Source organism: Microcella alkalica, assembly GCF_014595885.1.
Classification (GTDB): Bacteria; Actinomycetota; Actinomycetes; order Actinomycetales; family Microbacteriaceae; genus Microcella; species Microcella alkaliphila_B.
Map to the genome: position 1 here is coordinate 481,565 of NZ_JABUKC010000003.1, position 19,430 is coordinate 500,994.

Annotated in this window: 19 protein-coding genes; 12 read left to right on the forward strand and 7 right to left on the reverse strand. The window is 72.8% G+C overall.

Annotated elements, in window-relative coordinates; translation table 11 throughout:
* Window positions 1-9: 9 nt before the first annotated feature.
* The 11 genes from ID804_RS10045 (at window position 10) to ID804_RS10095 (ending at window position 9,768) form a co-directional block, all read left to right on the forward strand.
* Window positions 10-681, forward strand: a complete 672-nt coding sequence (locus ID804_RS10045; protein ID WP_169078957.1) for an SDR family NAD(P)-dependent oxidoreductase — start codon at window positions 10-12, stop codon at window positions 679-681.
* An 85-nt stretch (window positions 682-766) separates the two neighbouring features.
* The gene (locus ID804_RS10050) at window positions 767-2,080 is read left to right on the forward strand and encodes a sensor histidine kinase (RefSeq protein ID WP_317451257.1); all 1,314 of its coding nucleotides are present in this window, start codon (window positions 767-769) and stop codon (window positions 2,078-2,080) included.
* Window positions 2,077-2,796, forward strand: a complete 720-nt coding sequence (locus tag ID804_RS10055; RefSeq protein WP_169078955.1) for a response regulator — start codon at window positions 2,077-2,079, stop codon at window positions 2,794-2,796. Before ID804_RS10050 ends, ID804_RS10055 begins: the two co-directional genes overlap by 4 nt.
* Before the next feature lie 127 nt (window positions 2,797-2,923).
* On the forward strand, window positions 2,924-3,805 hold the full coding sequence (locus ID804_RS10060; protein WP_169078953.1) for an ABC transporter ATP-binding protein: 882 nt from the start codon (window positions 2,924-2,926) through the stop codon (window positions 3,803-3,805).
* A complete protein-coding gene (locus ID804_RS10065) occupies window positions 3,805-4,926 on the forward strand; it encodes an ABC transporter permease (protein WP_169078951.1) in 1,122 nt (373 codons plus the stop codon). Before ID804_RS10060 ends, ID804_RS10065 begins: the two co-directional genes overlap by 1 nt.
* 82 nt (window positions 4,927-5,008) lie before the next feature.
* Window positions 5,009-6,082 carry a threonine aldolase family protein gene (locus ID804_RS10070; protein ID WP_169078949.1) on the forward strand — a complete coding sequence of 358 codons (1,074 nt, stop codon included), beginning with the start codon at window positions 5,009-5,011 and terminating at the stop codon, window positions 6,080-6,082.
* A 69-nt stretch (window positions 6,083-6,151) separates the two neighbouring features.
* Window positions 6,152-6,643, forward strand: coding sequence for a DUF2975 domain-containing protein (locus ID804_RS10075; protein WP_169078947.1), 492 nt, complete (start codon window positions 6,152-6,154; stop codon window positions 6,641-6,643).
* Entirely contained in the window at window positions 6,643-6,870 is a 228-nt protein-coding gene (locus ID804_RS10080; RefSeq protein WP_169078945.1) for a helix-turn-helix domain-containing protein, read from the forward strand. The genes ID804_RS10075 and ID804_RS10080 overlap by 1 nt, the downstream gene beginning before the upstream one ends.
* A 49-nt stretch (window positions 6,871-6,919) precedes the next feature.
* Window positions 6,920-7,300 carry a PGPGW domain-containing protein gene (locus tag ID804_RS10085; RefSeq protein ID WP_169078943.1) on the forward strand — a complete coding sequence of 127 codons (381 nt, stop codon included), beginning with the start codon at window positions 6,920-6,922 and terminating at the stop codon, window positions 7,298-7,300.
* Between the two features lie 72 nt (window positions 7,301-7,372).
* Window positions 7,373-8,365 (forward strand): LLM class F420-dependent oxidoreductase, encoded by a 993-nt coding sequence (locus tag ID804_RS10090; protein ID WP_169078941.1) that lies wholly within the window; start codon window positions 7,373-7,375, stop codon window positions 8,363-8,365.
* Window positions 8,366-9,072: 707 nt separating this feature from the next.
* The gene (locus ID804_RS10095) at window positions 9,073-9,768 is read left to right on the forward strand and encodes a LysE family transporter (RefSeq protein ID WP_169078939.1); all 696 of its coding nucleotides are present in this window, start codon (window positions 9,073-9,075) and stop codon (window positions 9,766-9,768) included.
* A 10-nt stretch (window positions 9,769-9,778) separates the two neighbouring features.
* Here the strand turns inward: ID804_RS10095 and ID804_RS10100 are convergent, their stop codons facing one another.
* The 5 genes from ID804_RS10100 to ID804_RS10120 form a co-directional block, all read right to left on the reverse strand.
* Window positions 9,779-10,723 (reverse strand): carbohydrate ABC transporter permease, encoded by a 945-nt coding sequence (locus ID804_RS10100; RefSeq protein WP_317451258.1) that lies wholly within the window; start codon window positions 10,721-10,723, stop codon window positions 9,779-9,781.
* Window positions 10,720-11,643: a carbohydrate ABC transporter permease gene (locus tag ID804_RS10105; protein ID WP_169079748.1), complete on the reverse strand. Its 924-nt coding sequence runs from the start codon at window positions 11,641-11,643 to the stop codon at window positions 10,720-10,722. Before ID804_RS10105 ends, ID804_RS10100 begins: the two co-directional genes overlap by 4 nt.
* Window positions 11,644-11,753: 110 nt before the next feature.
* Complete coding sequence (locus ID804_RS10110) at window positions 11,754-13,142, reverse strand: ABC transporter substrate-binding protein (RefSeq protein ID WP_169078937.1); 1,389 nt, start codon at window positions 13,140-13,142, stop codon at window positions 11,754-11,756.
* Window positions 13,143-13,321: 179 nt separating this feature from the next.
* Window positions 13,322-14,374, reverse strand: coding sequence for a zinc-dependent alcohol dehydrogenase family protein (locus tag ID804_RS10115; protein WP_169078935.1), 1,053 nt, complete (start codon window positions 14,372-14,374; stop codon window positions 13,322-13,324).
* A 116-nt stretch (window positions 14,375-14,490) separates the two neighbouring features.
* On the reverse strand, window positions 14,491-16,647 hold the full coding sequence (locus ID804_RS10120) for an ATP-dependent Clp protease ATP-binding subunit (RefSeq protein WP_169078933.1): 2,157 nt from the start codon (window positions 16,645-16,647) through the stop codon (window positions 14,491-14,493).
* A 496-nt stretch (window positions 16,648-17,143) separates the two neighbouring features.
* Here ID804_RS10120 and ID804_RS10125 point away from each other — a divergent pair, with 496 nt between their 5' ends.
* On the forward strand, window positions 17,144-17,818 hold the full coding sequence (locus ID804_RS10125; protein ID WP_169078931.1) for an NADPH-dependent F420 reductase: 675 nt from the start codon (window positions 17,144-17,146) through the stop codon (window positions 17,816-17,818).
* Window positions 17,819-17,854: 36 nt separating this feature from the next.
* Here the strand turns inward: ID804_RS10125 and ID804_RS10130 are convergent, their stop codons facing one another.
* Together ID804_RS10130 and ID804_RS10135 are read right to left on the reverse strand one after the other, a co-directional pair.
* On the reverse strand, window positions 17,855-19,009 hold the full coding sequence (locus tag ID804_RS10130; RefSeq protein WP_188219190.1) for a class I SAM-dependent methyltransferase: 1,155 nt from the start codon (window positions 19,007-19,009) through the stop codon (window positions 17,855-17,857).
* Between the two features lie 26 nt (window positions 19,010-19,035).
* Complete coding sequence (locus ID804_RS10135; protein WP_169078929.1) at window positions 19,036-19,404, reverse strand: response regulator transcription factor; 369 nt, start codon at window positions 19,402-19,404, stop codon at window positions 19,036-19,038.
* Window positions 19,405-19,430: the final 26 nt, after the last annotated feature.

Sequence of the window (19,430 nt, forward strand, 5' to 3'; positions counted from 1 at the left end):
CTCGACGGCATGACCGACCCCAGCGCCGCCCTCTCCTCTGCGCACGACCGCACGGTCGTCGTCGCCGGAGCGGGCGGCGCCGCGGGCCGCGAGGTGTGCGCCGCTCTGACCGCGGCCGGCGCCCACGTCGTCGCCGTCAGCTCGCGCCCCGACACGATCGAGGAGATCGCGGCGGCCGAGACCCACGCCCTCGACCTCGCCGACACGGATGCCGTAGCCGCGTGGGCGCGCGCGCTCCGCTCCCGCCGCCCCTCCATCGACGGCCTCATCCACCTCGTCGGAGGCTGGCGACCCGGGGCCTCCGACGACGACTGGGAGTGGCTCGAGCGCCGAGTGCTCACGACCCTGCGGGTGACCTCGCGCGAGCTGCGCGACGACCTCAGCGCCTCGAGCGCGGGGCGCTTGGCGATCGTGAGCAGCGCATCCGTCGCCTCGCCCCGCTGGGGCATGGTCAACTACGTGACCCTCAAGGCGGCCGCCGAGACCTGGGTGGCCGCGATCGCCAACGGCTGGCGCGTGAAGGGCACCCCGACCGCGGCCGTCACGTTCGTCGTCGAGTCGCTCGACGGCGAGGGCGTCGGCGACGCGCTCGCGCAGTCGATGGCCTCGCTCTGGGAGCTGCCGCACGAGCAGCTCAACGGCGTCGTCGCGACGCTCGGCGACGACGCGGGCGCCGCGTAGCGACACCCGACCGCGGCGGCCGAGCGTCGTCGTCTCCGTCGCACGACGGATGCCGAGCCGCGCTCAGCGCCGCTACGGTGCTGGGGTGACCGCCTTCGAGACCGACGCCGACGGGCACTGGATGCGCCCCTCGCCCGGCCGCGGGGGCATGCGCGCCGACGGGCTGCTCGCCCTCGCGATCGCGCTCGGCGCGATCTTCGCGATCGTGCTCTACGCCTCGGCCGGCTTCTTCGACGAGCCACCGGAGCCGTGGCACGCGGCCCTCATGGTGCTCGGCGTCTCGGGCCCGCTCGTGTGGCGGCGCACGCATCCGATCACCGTCACGGTCGTCATCTCGGTCGTCTACTTCTTCGGCATCACCAACGAGGTGCCGGAGGTGCTGTTCAGCAACATCGCCCTGTTCTCGGCGATGTACTCGATCGGCGCGTGGAGCCGCAGCCGCCGCGCGGCGCGGATCAGCCGCATCATCATCGTCGCCGCGATGTTCGGCTGGCTGTTCTGGAGCGCGACGCAGGCCGCCTTCGACACGAGCCTCGTCGCCGACGACGTCGAGATCGGGTTCATCGCCCCCGGCGTGGCGTTCGGCCTCATCACGCTCATCACGAACGTGCTCTACTTCGCCGGCGCCTGGGCGTTCGGCGACCGCGCCTGGCTCGCCGCCCGCGAGCGCGCGACGCTCGAGGCCCGCACCGACGAGCTCGCCCGCGAGCGCGAGCGCACCGCCGCGCAGGCCGTCGCGCTCGACCGCGTGCGCATCGCCCGCGAGCTGCACGACGTCGTCGCCCACCACGTCTCGGTCATGGGCATCCAGGCGGGCGCGGCGCGACGCGCGCTGGCCGGCGGCGACGACGGCGGCCGCGCGGCCGCGAGCACGGCGCTCGAGGCGATCGAGCAGTCGGCGCGCGACGCCGTCGACGAGCTGCACCGCCTCGTGTCGACCCTCCGCGGCGCCGACACCGCCCCCGGCGACCCCGGCGACGGGCCCAGCACGCGCGGCGTCGCCCAGCTCGGCGCGCTCGTCGACGACGTCGAGCTCGCCGGGCGTCGCGCCCGACTGCAGGTCGTCGGCGACCCCGTGCCGCTCTCGCCCGTCATCGACACGACCCTCTACCGCATCGCGCAGGAGGCCGTGACGAACAGCCTCAAGCACGCGGGGGCGAGCGCGAGCATCGACGTGCGGCTGCGGTTCGCGGCCGACGCCGTCGAGCTCGAGGTGGCCGACACGGGGCTCGGCGAGCGCCGGGCATCCACCGCCTCAACGCCCGGCAGCGGGCTCGGCCAGCTCGGCATGCGCGAGCGGCTCGCGGCCATCGGCGGCACCCTCGAGGCGGGATCCCGTAGCCGCGGCGGCTACCTCGTGCGGGCGCGCGTGCCGCTCGTCGTAGAGGAGCGCGCGTGACGGGGCCGATCCGCGTGCTGCTCGTCGACGACCAGGAGCTCGTGCGCGCCGGCTTCCGCGTCATCCTGCAGTCGGAGCCCGGCATCGAGGTCGTCGGCGAGGCGCGCGACGGCGCGGAGGCGGTCGAGGCCGCCGCGCAGCTGCGCCCCGATGTCATCTGCATGGACGTGCAGATGCCCGGCCTCGACGGCCTCGAGGCGACCCGACGCATCCGCGACGCCGCACCGGATGCCCGGAGCGCGTCGAGCGCGCAGCCGGCGGTGCTCGTGCTGACGACCTTCGATCGCGACGACTACCTGTTCGCGGCGCTCGAGGCGGGCGCAAGCGGGTTCTTGCTGAAGACCGCGAGTCCGGAGAAGCTCATCGAGGCGGTGCAGGTGGTCGCCGCGGGCGACGCGCTGCTCGCGCCCGACGTGACGCGGCGCGTCATCGAGCGCGCCGCGGGCGGCGGCGAGGGCGACGGCGGCGCGCCGGCCCCGCGCACGCCCGACCCGCGGCTCGACGAGCTCACCGAGCGCGAGCGGGAGGTGCTCGAGCTGCTCGCGCGCGGCCGCAGCAACGCCGAGATCGCTCGCGAGCTGTGGCTCGGCGAGGCGACCGTGAAGACGCACGTGTCGAAGATCCTGCTCAAGCTCGGGCTCCGCGACCGCGTGCACGCCGTCGTGTTCGCCTACGAGCACGGCGTCGCCGTGCCGGGCGAGGGCGACGCCGGCTGAGCTTCCGCCTCGGGGCCGCGTCGGGTCTCCTCCGCGCGGCGGAGGGGCGACGGGCAGCACCCGCCGTGCGACGGATGCCGCGGAACGCTCGACTTCGTAGCGTGGGGTGACGACGGAAGGAGCATCCATGCTCGAGATCAGAGGCGCGACCAAGCGCTTCGGCGACCGCACCGTGCTCGACGACGTGACCTTCACGGTCGGCCGCGGCCGACTCACCGGGTTCGTCGGCGGCAACGGGGCGGGCAAGACCACGACCATGCGCATCCTGCTCGGGGTGCTGCAGCCCGACGCGGGCGAGGTGCTGCTCGACGGCAGGGCCATCGGGGCGGATGACCGGCGCGGGTTCGGCTACATGCCCGAGGAGCGCGGCCTGTACCCGAAGATGCGCGTGCACGAGCAGCTCATCTACCTGGCCCGGCTGCGCGGCATGCGCGCGGCCGACGCGAGCGCCGCCGCCGACGAGCTCATCGACCGGCTCGAGCTCACCGAGCGGCGCGACGAGCCCATCGAGAAGCTCTCGCTCGGCAACCAGCAGCGCGCGCAGATCGCCGCCGCGCTCGTGCACGACCCGAGCGTGCTCGTGCTCGACGAGCCGTTCTCGGGCCTCGACCCGATGGCGGTCGAGACCGTGCTCGGGGTGCTCGCCGAGCGGGCCGCCCGCGGCGTGCCGGTGCTGTTCTCCAGCCATCAGCTCGACCTCGTCGAGCGGCTGTGCGACGACATCGTCGTCATCGCCGAGGGCCGCATCCGCGCCGCCGGCACCCGCGACGAGCTGCGCGCCGCGAACGCCGGCCGCCAGTGGGAGCTCGAGGTCGGTGACGACGCCGGCTGGGTGCGCGCCCTGCCGCACATCGCGGTCGTCGAGTTCGACGGCGACTACGTGCTCTTCGAGGCCGAACCGGAGGCCGCGCAGTCGGTGCTGCGCGAGGCCTCCGAGCGCGGCGCGGTCACCCGCTTCGCCCCGCGCCGCCCCACCCTGACCGAGATCTTCCGAGAGGTCGTGCAGTGATGACCACCAGCTCCTCCTCCCCCGCCGCGCTGCCGCGCCCGAGCCTGCGCGCCTCCGTCGCGCTCGTCGCCGGGCGCGAGATCACCTCGCGCGTGCGCTCGAAGTCGTTCCTGATCTCCACCGTGATCCTCGTGCTGTTCGTCATCGGCGGCATCGTCGGCTCGCACCTGTTCTCGTCGAGCCAGGGCGACACCCGCGTCGCCGCCGTCGGCGAGGTCGCGGCCGCGCTCGACGACGCCGACGGCGTCGAGGTCGAGGAGGTCGCCACGACCGCCGAGGCGGAGGCCCTCGTGCGCGACGGCGAGGTCGAGGCGGCCGTCGTGCCGCTCGCCGACGCCGAGCCCGGCGCCCCCGCCGTGGAGGTCGTCGCCCTCACCGATGCGCCCAGCGCGCTCGTGCAGGCGCTCTCGATCGCGCCCGAGGTGCGGCTGCTCGACCCGTCGCCGGTCGACCAGGGTCTCGGGTTCCTCATCTCGTTCGCCTTCGGCATCGTGTTCTTCACCGCCGCGATCACGTTCGGCGGCACCGTCGCGCAGAGCGTCGTGGAGGAGAAGCAGACGCGCATCGTCGAGATCCTGCTCACGGCGGTGCCGGCGAAGGCGCTGCTCGCTGGCAAGGTCATCGGCAGCTCGGCGCTCGCGCTCGGGCAGATCGTGCTCATCGCCGTCGCGGCCGCGCTGTCGCTCATGCTCACCGGGCAGGACGTGCTGCTGACCGATCTCGGCCCGGCAGCCGTCTGGTTCCTTGTCTTCTTCGCGGTCGGCTTCGTGCTGCTCGCGGCGATGTTCGCCGCGTCGGCGGCGCTCGTCTCGCGCATGGAGGACGTCGGCACGGTCATCCAGCCGGTCACGTGGCTCGTGATGCTGCCGTACTTCCTCATCATCTTCTTCAACGACAACGAGACGGTGCTCACCGTCATGTCGTACGTGCCGTTCTCGGCCCCGGTCGGGATGCCCGTGCGCATCTTCCTCGAGCAGTACCAGTGGTGGGAGCCCCTCGTCGCGCTCGGCATCCTCGCCGCCACGACGGTCGTCATCGTGCAGCTCGGGGCGCGGATGTACCGCAACTCGCTGCTCCGCACGGGGGCGCGCGTGCCCCTCGCCGAGGCGCTGCGCGGCTAGCGTCGCGCCGGGCTCCAGCCGGGGTCGCGCGGGCGCTCGTCCGCGCGGCCCCGGTGGAGCATCCGGCTGGAAGAATGATGCGGTGACCCGACTCCACGACATCACCTACCGCGGCTTCGCGAGCGACAACTACGCCGGCGTGCACCCCGAGGTGCTGCAGGCCATCGCCGAAGCCAACGAGGGCCACCAGGTGGCCTACGGCGACGACCAGTACACGGCCCGCCTGGCCGAGGTGATCCAGCAGGAGTTCGGCGAGCAGGCGCAGGTGTTCCCCGTCTTCAACGGCACCGGGGCGAACGTGCTCGCCCTCACCTCCCTCATGCCGCGCTGGGGCGCCGTCATCGCGAGCGGAACTGCGCACATCCACACCGACGAGGGCGGGGCGCCCGAGCGCGTCAGCGGCCTCAAGCTCTTCACGGTGCCCACGCCCGACGGCAAGCTCACCCCCGAGCTCATCGCCACCGAGGCCTTCGGCTGGGGCGACGAGCACCGCGCGCAGCCGCTCGCGGTGAGCATCACCAACTCGAGCGAGGTCGGCACGATCTACACGCCCGACGAGGTGCGGGCGATCGCCGACTACGCGCACGAGCACGGCATGGCCCTGCACCTCGACGGCGCCCGGGTCTGGAACGCCGCCGCCGCCCTCGGCACCTCGCTGCGCGCGTTTACCGCCGACGCCGGCGTGGACGTGCTCTCGCTCGGCGGCACGAAGAACGGCCTGCTCGGCGCCGAGGCGATCGTCGTGCTCGACCCCTCGCGCGTCGAGGGGCTCGTCTACCTGCGCAAGATGAACATGCAGCTGGCGAGCAAGATGCGCTTCATGTCGGCGCAGCTGCTGACGCTGTTCGACGGTGGGCTGGGCATCCGCTCGGCGGCGCACGCGAACGCGATGGCGGCGCGCCTGCGGGCGGGCCTCGATCGCCTCGTGGCGACGGGCGCCGTGCCGGAGGGCTCGCTCGGCTTCAGCCAGGCGACCGAGGCGAACGCCGTCTTCGCGCTGCTCGACAACGCGGCGGCCGACCGCATCCGCGAGCGCGTGCGCTTCTACGACTGGGATCGCGCCCGCGGCGAGGTGCGCTGGATGTGCGCCTTCGACACCACCGAGGATGACGTCGACGCGTTCATCGCGATCGTGCGCGAGGAGCTGAACCGGTAGGTTCGCTCGGCACTTGCCGCATCTATCGACTTTCGATAGCCTATCGACTCTCGATAGATCGGAGTCGTCATGCCCCGCTGGTCCAGCACCGCCCTGCTCGTCCTCCTCGGCCTCCTCGCCGCGGGGCTGCTCTTCGGGCAGCTGCGGTGGATCCCCGCGCTCGCCGACACCGAGCTGCGCGAGAACCCGTCGGCGGGCCCGGCCGTCGCGCTGGTGAGCATTGCGGGCATCGCGCTCGGCGTGTGCGGAGAGCTCGCGCTGCTCGCGATCGCGCGGCTCGTGCTGATGGTGCGGCGCGGCCGCATCTTCGACGCGCGCGCCTTCCGCTGGGTGAACGTCATCATCGGCGCCGCCGCGGCGGCGAGCGCGATCGTGCTCGCGGTGCTCGTCGTCGCCGAGGCGACCGACGGCGACGGGCCGGGCGAGCTGCCTCCCGGCATCGGAGCGCTCATGGTCGGCGTGGTGCTCGCGCTCGCCGCGCTCGCCCTGCTCATGGTCGTCATGAAGGCGCTGCTGCGGCAGGCTGTCGCCCTCGACGCCGAGCTGCGTGAGGTGGTCTGATGGCCATCGTCATCTCGATCGATCGCCTGCTGACCGAGCGGGGGATGTCCGTGGGCGCCTTCGCCGACGCGATCGGCATCACGCCGGCGAACGTCGCGGTGCTGAAGAACGGCCGCGCGAAGGCGGTGCGCTTCACGACCCTCGACGCGATCTGCCGGGTGCTCGACTGCCAGCCGGGCGACCTGCTGCAGTGGGTGCCCGACGACGGGGGCTCGCCGAGCGCCTGAGCCTTCGGCCGCCCAGAGCGCTCCAAGGGCGGCCGCCGAGACTGGAGGCATGAGCGCCGAGACCCCCGAGCCGCGCATCCTGCGCCCCGGCGACCCCGGGTACGACGCGGCCGCGCACGCCCGCCCCACGACGCCCGCCCGCTCGGCGGCTCGCGCGGCCCGCGAGGCGATCCGCCGCAACCCGCGCCTCGATTCGGCCTACCGCACGGGCGTGAAGGTCGTCGGCGGCACGACGGTCGGCCTCGGCATCGTGCTCATGCCGCTGCCCGGCCCCGGGGCGCTCATCGCCCTCGGCGGCCTCGCGATCCTCGGCACCGAGAACGAGCGCGCACGTCGCCTCAATCAGCGCGGCGTCGCCCTGGCGAAGCGGGCGGCGGATGCGGCGCGCGCCCGCCGCGAGGCGCGTCGCCAGCCCGGCCCGTCCGTCTGACCCCACGGACGACGCCGCGACGGCGCTGAGTCGCACGGCCCGCCCGGCCGCCCGCGGCGTAGCGTGGGCGTCATGCGATTCGGACTCTTCATTCCCCAGGGCTGGCGCCACGACCTCGTCGACATCGAGCCGAACGACCAGTGGGCGGTGATGAAGCGCCTGGCGCAGCACGCCGACGCCGGGCCGTGGGAATCCATTTGGGTCTACGACCACTTCCACACCGTGCCGGTACCGAGCGACGAGGCGACGCACGAGGCGTGGACGCTCATGTCGGCCTTCGGCGCCGTGACCGAACGCGTGCGCCTCGGCCAGATGTGCACGTGCATGGGCTACCGCAACCCCGCGTATCTCGCCAAAGTCGCCGCGACGGTCGACCACGTCTCGGGCGGGCGCGTCGAGATGGGCATCGGCGGCGGCTGGTACGAGCACGAGTGGAACGCGTACGGCTACGGCTTCCCCGAGATCGGCGACCGCCTGCGCATGCTCGACGAGGGCGTGCAGATCATGCGGCAGGCCTGGTCGGAGGGGCGCGCGACGCTCGACGGCCGCTACTACCAGGTCGATGGCGCGATCGTGCGTCCGCTGCCGGTGCAGGAGGGAGGCATCCCCCTGTGGATCGCCGGCGGAGGCGAGAAGGTGACGCTGCGCATCGCGGCGCAGTACGGCCAGTACACGAACTTCGCCGGCGACCCGGAGGAGTTCACGCGCAAGAGCGAGATCCTGCGCGGGCACTGCGAGCGGCTCGGCACGAGCTTCGAGGCGATCACGCGCTCGTCGAACTTCAACACGGTCGTGGGCCGCGACGAGGCTGAGGTCGCCGACCGCATCGCCGCGATCGAGGCGCGCCTGACGCGCTACATCGGCGAGGAGCGCGCGACGAAGGCCGTCGCCGACCTGCGCAGCGGCGCGGGGCTCGCGGGCACGCCCGAGCAGATCGTCGAGAAGCTGCGGGGGCTCGAGAAGCTGGGCATGACGTACGCGATCACGTACTTCGCCGAGGCGGCGTACGACACGAGCGGCATCGAGCTGTTCGAGCGCGAGGTCATGCCGGCCCTCGTCGACTGAGCGGCGGATGCTCGGCGCGCGCCGCGACCGCGCGCCGAGCCGCACCGCCCGAGGCCGCGCCCGGCCCCACCGCGCGAGGCCACACCGCGCGAGGCCGCGCCGAGCCGAGCCACGACCGGGCCGCGACGCGCCAAGTCGCCACGCGGCGCGCTCACACCGCGCCGCGCCGCCCCTGACATCACCGCGCCGAGCCCAGCCGCAATCGCCGACATGCTCGCTCTCGCCAGACTCTGCGAACTTCGGAAGATCGTGAACACGGTTCGCGAAGTTCCGCGTTTCGCAGAGTCTGCGGGACGGTGAACGGCTCAGCTGGGTGGGACCGCAGTGCAGATCAGACGGGGACAGCCAGGACGTTGCATCGCAGCGGGCTTGGTGCGACCGTCGGGGCGCTACTGGCAAGGTGCGGCACGGCTCGCGCGACCGCGCCGGTCGGTTGGCGGGCTGGCGGGCTGGCGGGCTGGCGGGCTGGCGGGCTGGCGGGCTGGCGGGCTGGCGGGCTGGCGCAGGCTTGCAGAACTCCGGCGCGGGTGAACGCTGCTCGCCTGATCCGGAGTTCTGCAAGCCTGCGCCAGACGCCCGATCCCCGATCCCCGATGCCCCTGGGCCGAAGCGGGGTGCGGCGAGCGCCGATGAGCATCGCCAACCGGCTCGGCCTCGTCGTCGCTCGGCGATAGGGTTGCCCTCCCCCTGAGCAGCGAGGAGCACCCGTGACCCCGACGACCCTCGGCGAGGCCGCCCTCGCCGGCATCCTCGCCGGCTACGCGATCGCGATCCCGGTCGGCGCGATCGCCGCGCTGCTCATCACCCTCGGCGCCCAGCACGGGGCGCGCACCGCCGCGGGCGGCGCGCTCGGCGCCGCGACCGTCGACGGCGTCTACGCCACCGTCGCCGTCGTCGCCGGCGCCGCCGTCGCGCCGCTCATCGCGCTCATCGAGGAGCCGCTGCGCTGGATCTCCGTCGCCGTGCTCGTCGTGCTCGCCATCATGATCGCGCTGCCCGGCCTGCGGCGCGCCCGCACGCCGGCGACCCCGCCGCCCGGCGACGCGGATGCGCGGCTCGCCGCCCCCGCGCCCGCCCCCGGCACCACGACCCGCACGCGCCGCACCCCCGCCCTGCGGCTCTTCCTCACCGTCGGCGGCCTCACGCTCGTGAACCCCGTGACCGTCGTCTACTTCGCCGCGCTCGTGGGCAGCTCGACCCTCGCCGCGGACGCCGGCTGGGGCGCACGCGCCGTCTTCGTCCTCGCCGCCTTCGCCGCATCCCTCAGCTGGCAGCTGCTGCTCACGACCGCCGGCGCGCTCGTCGGCCGCGCGCTCACCGGCCCCGTCGGCGCGCGCGTCACCGCGCTCCTCGGCGGAGCGCTCATCCTCGTGCTCGCCGTGCGCGCCGCCCTCGGAGCCTGAGAGCGGCCGCCTAGCCCTTCATGCCCGTCGTCGCGATGCCGTCGACGAAGTGGCGCTGTCCGACGAAGAACAGGATGATCATCGGCAGCGTCGTGATGACCGAGGCCGTGATGATGATCTCCCAGTTCCAGTTGCCGCCGAAGCCGAACTGGTCGACGAGCGCCTTCAGCCCGCGCGGGATCGTGAACGTCTCACTGTCGCGCAGGTAGATGAGCGGCGTCATCAGATCCGTCCACGCCGCCTGCGCCTCGAACAGCAGCGCGATGATGAACGCTGGCTTCGCCAGCGGCAGCGCGATGGACCAGAACAGCCTGACGTTGCCGGCGCCGTCGATCCGCGCCGCCTCGAACACGTCGCGCGGCAGGCCGAGGAAGAACTGCCGCAGCAGGAACACGTAGAACGCGCTGCCGAACAGGTTGCCCGCCCACAGCGGCACGAGCGTCCCGGTCATGCCGAGCGCGTTCCAGATGAGAAAGGTCGGGATCATCGTCACCGCACCGGGCAGCATCATCGTCGCGAGCACGAACCCGAACAGCACGCCGCGACCCTTGAACCGGAAGTACGCGAACCCCCACGCGACCATCGCGCTCGACATCGCCACCGTCACCGCGGCGAGCACCGTCACGATCACCGTGTTCATGAGCCACACCGCGAGCGGCGCCTCGAGCCACACGTCGATGTAGTTCTGGGGGGTGAACGTCTGCGGGATCAGCCGGTTGTCGAACACCTCGCCGCGCGGCTTGAACGACGCCGCCACGAGCCACGCGAACGGGTACATGAACAGCAGGCTGAGGGCGATGAGGGCGGCCCGATTGAGGATGCGCCCCACCTGCCGCCGCCGCCGGTGGTTGCGCGGGCGCGGAGCGCGCGCGACCTCGGCGCGGGCATCCGCCGCCTGATCACGGATGCCCGTGGCCGTCGTCAGACCGAGCGCGCCGGCCGCCTGCGTGGTCACTTCTGGCCACCCTCGTAGTAGACCAGGCGCTTCGAGACGACGAACTGGATCGCCGTGACGACCATGATCACGAGGAACAGCACCCACGCGAGCGCGGAGGCGTACCCCATGTTGAAGAACTCGAAGGCCTGCCGGAACAGGTAGATGACGTAGAACAGCGCCGCATCCGACTGGAACGAATCGCCGCCGGCGCCGAAGAACGCCGTGTACGCCTCGGTGAAGGTCTGGAACCCGGCGATCGTGTTGACGACGGCGAGGAAGAACAGCGCGGGGCTGATCATCGGCAGCGTGATGCGCGTGGTCTGCTGCCACAGGTTCGCGCCGTCGATCGTCGCCGACTCGGTCAGCTCGCGCGGCACGTTCTGCAGCGCCGCGAGCAGGATGATCACGGCCGAGCCGATCGACCACAGGCTCATGAGCACGAGGCCCGGCTTCACCCACGCCGGGTCGGTCGTCCAGTACGGGCCCTGGATGCCGATCGAGCCGAGCGCCTCGTTGATGAGGCCGTCCTGCCCGTTGAACAGCAGCAGGAACAGCACGCCCACCGCGACCGCGGGCGTCATCTTCGGCAGGAAGAACAGCGTGCGGAAGAAGCCCGCCGACCGCCCCGCCCGCTGCAGCAGCATCGCCAGCACGAGCGCGACGCCGATGTGCGACGGCACGTACAGCGCCGTGTAGATGAGCGTGTTGAGCAGCGACTGCCCCACGCGCGGGTCGTCGACGAGGCGCTCGTAGTTCTCGAAGCCGGTCAGCTGCGCGGGGCTGATGCCGTCGTAGTCGGTGAACGACAGGTAGAGGCTGTAGCCGATCGGCCACGCGGTGAAGATCGCGAAGCCGATGAGCCACGGCGAGATAAAGCCGAGCGCCGCGAGCGTGTTGCGGCGGGACGCCCGGCGCCGGGCCGCGGAGGGCGGCGGCATCGTGCGGCCGCCCTCCCCGCGCGCGACCTCGCGGTCGAGCGCGGCTGGCACCGCGGCGGGCTCCGCACCCGGGGGGATGCGCTGGGTGGTGGTCATCGCTGGGCCTCGGGCTACTCGGCGTCGGCCTCGGCCCAGGCCTCGTCGAGCGCGGCCTGCGCCTCCTCCTGGGCGGTGGCGAGAGCATCCGCCGGCTCGGCGTCGCCGGCGAGCACGCCGTTGATCGCGTCCGTCCAGATGCGCGTGAACTCGGCGTCGGCCGGGTTGGCCGGCATCGACACGGCGGCCTCGTTCGCCTCGTACATCGCGTCGATGCCCGCCTGCCACGGCTCGTCGGCGTCGGAGAGCAGACCGCGGATCTCCTCGTCGGCCCGCGTGTTGCCGGTCAGCACCCCCGTGAAGACGCCGCCCTCGCTCTCGCGGGCCTCCTTGCGCGCCTCGGCCGCCTCGACCCACGTGTCGACCTGCGTCATCGTGGTGGCGTAGCGGCAGGCGGCCGTGCCGTTGTCGGTGCCCGCGGGCACCGCCCAGGCCTGACCCCCGGCGAACGCGATCGGCTCGCCCTCGGGCGTGCGCACGGCGTCGAACGCGAGCGGGGCATCCGGGCTCACGTCGTTGAGCACGTTGAGGTACCACTGCTCCATCGGCATCGCACCGAGCTCGCCTGCGGCGAACTGGTTGCCCTCGCCGAAGAAGTCGGCCGAGTCGCGGAACGCCTTCACGGCCGAGAAGCCGCCCTGCGACTCGTAGATGCCGACCGCCCATTCGAGCGCCTCGACCGCGGCCGGGTCGTCGAGGTTGGCGGTGCGGCCGTCCTCCGACAGCAGGTCGACGCCGCGGGCCTTCGCCCACAGCGGGAAGAACTCGGGCAGCTTGCTGTCGACGCCGATGACCTGCAGGTCGTCGCCCGAGCGCTGCACGAGCGCCTCCGCCGCGGCGCTCATCGCCTCCGGGTCGGAGCCGTTGACGTCGTCGATCGAGACGCCGGCCGCGTCGAGCAGCTCGCTGTTGGCCATCGTCAGCTGCACCTGGTTGAACTCGGGGATGCCGTAGATCTCGTCGTCGAAGGTGACCTGCGCGAGCGCCTCCTCGCGGTACTGCTCGGTGTCGACGCTCTCGCCGTCGACGCAGTCGGTGAGCGGCACGATCGCGCCGCGCGCGGCGAGCGAGCCGATCTGGGCGCGGCTGGCGTAGATGAGGTCGGGGGCGTCGCCCGCGGCGACCGCCGACAGGAACTGCTGGATGTCGAGCCCGCCCTCGACGAGCGTGACGTCGACCTCCGGGCCGAGGGCCTCGAGCGCGCGCTCGTGCCGCACCTCGGCGATCTCGTCGCCCAGGCCGAAGCCGACGATCTCGAGCTCGCCCGTCAGATTTGACTCGCCGCCGTACCAGGCCTGGCCATCGCCGGGGCCGTTCTGGGCGCCGCCGTTGGCGCAGGCGCCGAGCGTCAGGGCGGTGGCGGCGGCGAGCGCCGTCATGGGTAGCAGTCGTCGTGCGGTCATCGGAGTCTCCTCGTGGCATGCGTCGTGACCCCCGAACGGGGGACGAGCGCAGGCGACGCTACGACTGCTTCTCTCGGTGTACCAATGGCTTGACAGAAGCGCTTCTCGGCGCTTCACTGCCGCCTCGGTCGGGCTGCAGGGCGGCGATGGAGGATGCCCGCCCCGCGCCCGCGACCGCGTCAGGGGCGCAGCAGCACCTTGATCGCGCGCCGCTCGTCCATGGCCGCGTAGGCCTCGGCGACCTGGTCCAGCGGCAGCTCGAGGTCGAAGACGCGGCCCGGCTCGATCGTGCCGTCGAGCACGAGCGCGAGCAGCTGCTCGACATAGTTGCGCACGGGTGCGACGCCGCCCGCGACCCCGACGTTCGTGCCGAAGAGGGTGCGGATCGGCAGCTCCGCTCCGCCGCTCGGCACGCCAACGTAGCCGACGCGGCCGCCGGGGCGGGCCGACCGGATCGCCTGGTCCATCGACTCGGCGGTGCCGACGCACTCGAGCACGGCATCCGCGCCCAGCCCGTCGGTGAGCGCCCGCACGCGCTCGATTCCCTCATCGCCACGCTCGGTCACGATCTCGTCGGCGCCGAAGACGCGCGCGAGCTCCTGCCGCTCGGGTGTGCGCGACATCGCGATGATGCGGGCGGCGCCGAGCTGCTTCGCGGCGATGATGGCGCAGAGCCCGACGGCGCCGTCGCCGACGACCGCGACGGTCGAGCCCGGGCCGACGCCGGCGGAAACCGCGGCGTGCCAGCCGGTGCCCATGACGTCGCTGAGCGCGAGCAGGTGCGGCACGAGCGCGTCGTCGACGGGGCCCGGTACGGCGACGAGCGATCCGTCGGCGCTCGGCACGCGCACGAGCTCGCCCTGCGCGCCGTCGGCGAAGTGGCCGTCGCGATCGTCGCGGCCCCACCAGTTGCCGTTGAGGCACGAGGGGCTCACGCCGTTGCGGCAGTTCGCGCACGTCATGTCGCAGTCGTAGAACGGGGCGATGACGAAGTCGCCCGGCTTGACCGCGGTGACGTCTTCGCCGACCTGCTCGACGACGCCGACGAACTCGTGGCCGATGCGGCGCGGCTCCTTCGTGTCGGTGATGCCGCGGTAGGGCCACAGGTCGCTGCCGCACACGCACGCGGCGACGATCCGCACGATCGCATCGCGGCCGGTGCCGCTCAGCTGCGGGTCGGGCACCTGCTCGAGCCGGATGTCGCGGGGGCCGTGGATCACCGTTGCACGCATGGGGTCGACCGTACCGAGCGGCAGTGAGCGGTCGCTGGGCGCTGCGCGAGACCCGACGAGAACGGCGGATGCCCGTGGGGCGCACCCCGGGCATCCGCCGTTCGCGATCGGTCGGCCTACAGCGTCGGCACGTCCTCCATGCGGTCGACCGTGAGGCCGTCGCCCTCGACGTCGACGCGCACGACGTCGCCGTCGGCGATCTCGCCGGCGATGAGGGCGCGGGCGAGGCGGTCGTCGATCTCGTGCTGCATGAGCCGGCGCAGCGGGCGCGCGCCGTAGATCGGGTCGTACCCGCGCTCGGCGAGCCAGGTGCGCGCGCTCGGCGTGACGGCCAGCTGCAGGCGGCGGTCGGCGAGCCGACGCTCGAGGCGGTCGATCTGCAGCGAGACGATCTGCCCGAGGTCGTCGGTCGACAGCGGCGAGAACACGACGATGTCGTCGAGCCGGTTCACGAACTCGGGCTTGAAGGCCTGCCGCACGATGTCGTTGACGCCGCGCACCTTGGCGTCCCAGTCGAGGCTCGGGTCGATGAGCAGCTGCGAGCCGAGGTTCGAGGTGAGGATCAGGATCGTGTTGCGGAAGTCGACCGTGCGCCCCTGCCCGTCGGTCAGGCGCCCGTCGTCGAGCACCTGCAGCAGCAGGTCGAAGACCTCGGGGTGCGCCTTCTCGACCTCGTCGAGCAGGATCACCGAGTAGGGGCGCCGCCGCACCGCCTCGGTCAGCTGGCCGCCCTGCTCGTAGCCGACGTAGCCGGGAGGGGCGCCGATGAGCCGCGAGACGCTGAACTTCTCGCCGTACTCGCTCATGTCGATGCGCACCATCGACTTCTCGTCGTCGAACAGGTAGTCGGCGAGCGCCTTCGCGAGCTCGGTCTTGCCGACGCCGGTCGGGCCGAGGAACAGGAAGCTGCCCGTCGGCCGGTCGGGATCGCTGATGCCGGCGCGCGTGCGCCGCACCGCCTCGCTCACGGCGACCACAGCATCCTTCTGCCCGATGATGCGCTTGCCGAGCTCGGCCTCCAGGGTCAGCAGCTTCTCCGTCTCGCCCTGCGTGAGCTTGTCGACGGGGATGCCCGTCCAGGCGGCTACGACGGCGGCGATGTCCTCGTCCGTCACCTGGTCGTTGACCATGCGCGGGCCGGCCTCGACGGTCTCGGCCTCGGCGAGCGCCGTCTCGATGCTCGGAATCACCTCGTAGTTGAGCTTCGACGCCTCCTCATAGCGGCCCTCGCGCATGGCGCGGTCGAGCGAGATGCGGGCGTCGTTGAGGCGCGTCTTGAGGTCGCCGACCGCGGTCAGGCTCGACTTCTCGGCCGCCCAGCGGCGCTCGAGGGCATCCCGCTGCTCGGTCTTCTCCTTGAGCTCGTCGCGCAGCTTCGCCAGGCGCGCCTTGCTCGCGTCGTCCTTCTCCTTCTTGAGCGCGAGCTCTTCGATCTCGAGGCGCGTCACGGCGCGCTTGAGCTCGTCGAGCTCGACCGGGCTCGACTCGATCTCCATCTTGAGGCGGCTGGCGGCCTCGTCGACGAGGTCGATCGCCTTGTCGGGCAGCTGACGGCTGGTGATGTAGCGATTGCTGAGGGATGCCGCGGCGACGAGGGCGCTGTCGGCGATCGCGACCTTGTGGTGGGCCTCGTAGCGCTCCTTGAGGCCGCGGAGGATGGCGACCGTGTCCTCCACGCTCGGCTCGCCGACGAACACCTGCTGGAAGCGGCGCTCGAGCGCGGCATCCTTCTCGATGTACTCGCGGTACTCGTTGAGGGTCGTCGCGCCGATGAGGCGCAGCTCACCGCGGGCGAGCATGGGCTTGAGCATGTTCGCGGCCGCGACGCTGCCCTCGCCGCCGCCCGCGCCCATGAGGGTGTGCAGCTCGTCGATGAAGGTGATGACCTGCCCGTTCGACTCGTCGATCTCCTTGAGCACAGCCTTAAGGCGCTCCTCGAACTCGCCGCGGTACTTCGCACCGGCGACGAGGGCCGCGAGGTCGAGGCCGACGAGCTGCTTGTCCTTGAGCGAGTCGGGCACGTCGCCGGCGACGATGCGCTGGGCGAGCCCCTCGACGACGGCCGTCTTGCCGACGCCGGGCTCGCCGATGAGCACGGGGTTGTTCTTCGTGCGGCGGCTCAGCACCTGGCTGACGCGGCGGATCTCGGCGTCGCGACCGATGACGGGGTCGAGCTTGCCGGAGCGCGCGATCTCGGTGAGGTTGACGCCGTACTGCTCGAGCGCGGTCTTCTGCTGCTCCTGGCTCGAGGGGGCGCCCTGCATGTTCGCCATGTGCGTGTCGGTCCTCTTGACGGGGTGGACGGAGCGCGGGCTCACAAGTTGAGTCTGCGTGACTCAAGTTTACGGCCGCGAGAGCGCATCGCGCCAGGGGGCCTGCACGCTCACGGCGAACGCGCGGAATGCAGTGCCTCTCGGTCGCCGCCCTCGCGACGAGGGGCCGTTGCCGGACCCCGCCAGCGCCCGGCGAGCACGCGGGGCCCGTGCTCCCGGCCGCCCGGCTCGCCTGCTCGCGACCTGGACAAGAGAGGGCACCTGGCCGACTCTCCGAACTGCGGAACATCGTGAAGTCCATTCGCGATATTCCGCCGTTTGCAGAGTCTCCGCGACAGGAACGCTGTGCAGCCGACGGCGGGAGCACGCGACCGGCGCGGGCGGGTGCGCGCAGCACCAGGACGGCGAGCAGCAGACGGAGCGTCGCCAGGTGCCCGCGGCCTGAGCAGTCCCTCCATCGCGGAATGCGCGCGCCCGACAGCGCCTTGACCCTCGCATGACCACCATCGGCATCATCGGATCAGGCAACATCGGCTCTCAGCTCGCCCGCGCGTTCACGCGCATCGGCCACGACGTCGTCGTCGCGAACTCGCGCGGCCCCGAGACCCTCGGCGATCTCGTCGCCGAGGTGACCGAGCAGGCGCGCGCAGCGGGCGGTGCGGGCACCGCGACCGCGGGCACCGTGGCGCAGGCGGCGCAGGCCGGCGACCTCGTCGTCGTGACGATCCCGCTCAAGGCCGTCACGAGCATCCCCGCGCACCTGCTGGAGGGGCGCATCGTGATCGACACCAACAACTACTACCCGCAGCGCGACGGGCAGATCGCCGAGCTCGACGAGGCGCGCACCACCACCTCGGAGCTCGTCGCGCACCACTTCGCCGGCGCGCGCGTCGTCAAGGCGTTCAACCACATCCCGGCCGGCGAGATCAGTGAGCACGCGCAGGCGCCCGGCACCGAGGGTCGCCGCGCGCTCGCGGTCTACGGCGACGACCTCGCCGCCGTCGAGCGCGTGAGCGACCTCATCGACGCGACCGGCTTCGACGTCGTGCACGGCGGCGGGCTGGCCGAGAGCTGGCGGATCGAGCGCGACACCCCGGGGTACATCCCCCACTTCACCGCCGAGCAACTGCGGCAGAAGCTCGCCGAGGCGACGCGCCAGCCGGCGGCGTAGGTCCGCGCCGACGCGTCCCCGGTCGACGCCCCCCGCTCAGCGGCGACGCGACGCCGTCACGGTGAACTTGGGCCCGCGCGCCACCTGGCGCGTGGGCCCGATTGCTCGCTCGAGGGCTGGCGCGTAGCGCAGGTGCGAGTTCCACACCGTCCACAGCTCACCGCCGGGCCGCAGCACGCGCCCCGCCTCGGCGAACAGCCGGTGCGCGATGCCCGTGTGCACGGCCGCCCCCACGTGGAACGGCGGGTTGAGCGCGATGAGGTCGGCGCTCGCATCCGGCTGGGCGCCGAGCCCGTCATCCTGCAGCACGTCGATGCGCACGCCGTTCGCCGCCGCGGTGAGCCGCGCGCTCGCCACCGCCGCAGCGGAAACGTCGCTCGCGATGACGCGCGCGGCCGGGTTGAGGCGCGCGAGCGCCGTCGCGATGAGCCCGGTGCCGCAGGCGAGGTCGATGGCCGTTCCGCCCTCGCCGACTCGCGGTGCACGGTCGAGCACCGCCAGCAGCGCTCGCGCGCCGATATCGACGGATGCCCCCGCGAACGCCCCCGGCACCGCCACCACCTCGAGCCCCAGGTCGGCGTCGCGCGCTCGCGCCGGCTCGAGCGCCCCGAGCTCGCCGGCGGGCCGCGGATGCCGCGCCACCAGCACGCGCGCCTTCCGCCGCGCGAGGCTCACGTCGAGCCGTCCGAAGACGCCGCGCAGCACGTCGTTGGCGCCGAGGCTCATGTGCTTCACCATGCCGCCCGCGAGCAGCGCGAGCTCGGGGCCGGTGCCGCGGGCGACCTCGCGCGCGATCGCATCGAGGGCGTCGAGGGCGCGAGGCAGGCGCACGAGGGCGAGGCGGGCATCCGCCGACGCCACCTCGGTGAGCGGGTGGTGCGAGAACGCGGTGAGTCCGAGCGCTACGGCGTTCGCGTCGAGGGCGCGCTCGGCGACGAGCGAATCCTGGTGCACGCGCACGTGGCGCGCCCCGAGCGTGAGCGCCCCGAGCGTGAGGGCGCCGTGCGTGTCGCCGACCACGACGACTTCGCGGTCGACGAGCGCGTCGGCGTGCTCCGCGGCGGCCAGCTCGAGCAGCAGACGGTCGGCCGCGTCGTGCGCGTGCAGCTCGAGCGCCTCGACGTCGGGGCGGCGGCGCAGCGCGGCGAGCGTCGTCTCGAGCGCGCGCTCGGCCGAACCCTCCGTGACCACCCGGTCACGCTACCCGGCGGCGGCGCTCAGCGCGCGTCGAGCAGCGCCGCGAGCCGCTGCTGCAGATCGGCCCCGCGGAACGGCTTGATGACGTAGTCGTCGACGCCGGCGCCGAACGCGCTCGCGAGGTCGTCCTCGTGCGCCTTCGCCGTGAGCATGACGATCTTGGTGCGCCCCACCACGTCGTCGGCTCGGATCGCGCGGCACACCTCGATGCCGCTGCGACGCGGCATCATCCAGTCGAGCACGACGAGGTCGGGGTGCTCGGCGAGCGTCAGCGCGAGGGCGGAGTCGCCATCGGCGGCCTCCACGATGTCGTGGCCGAGCTGACTGACGCGGCGCGCGACGAGGGCCCGGATGTCCGGGTCGTCCTCCGCGATGAGCACGCGTGCCATGAACCCCGGCCCCTTCCTCGTCGCAG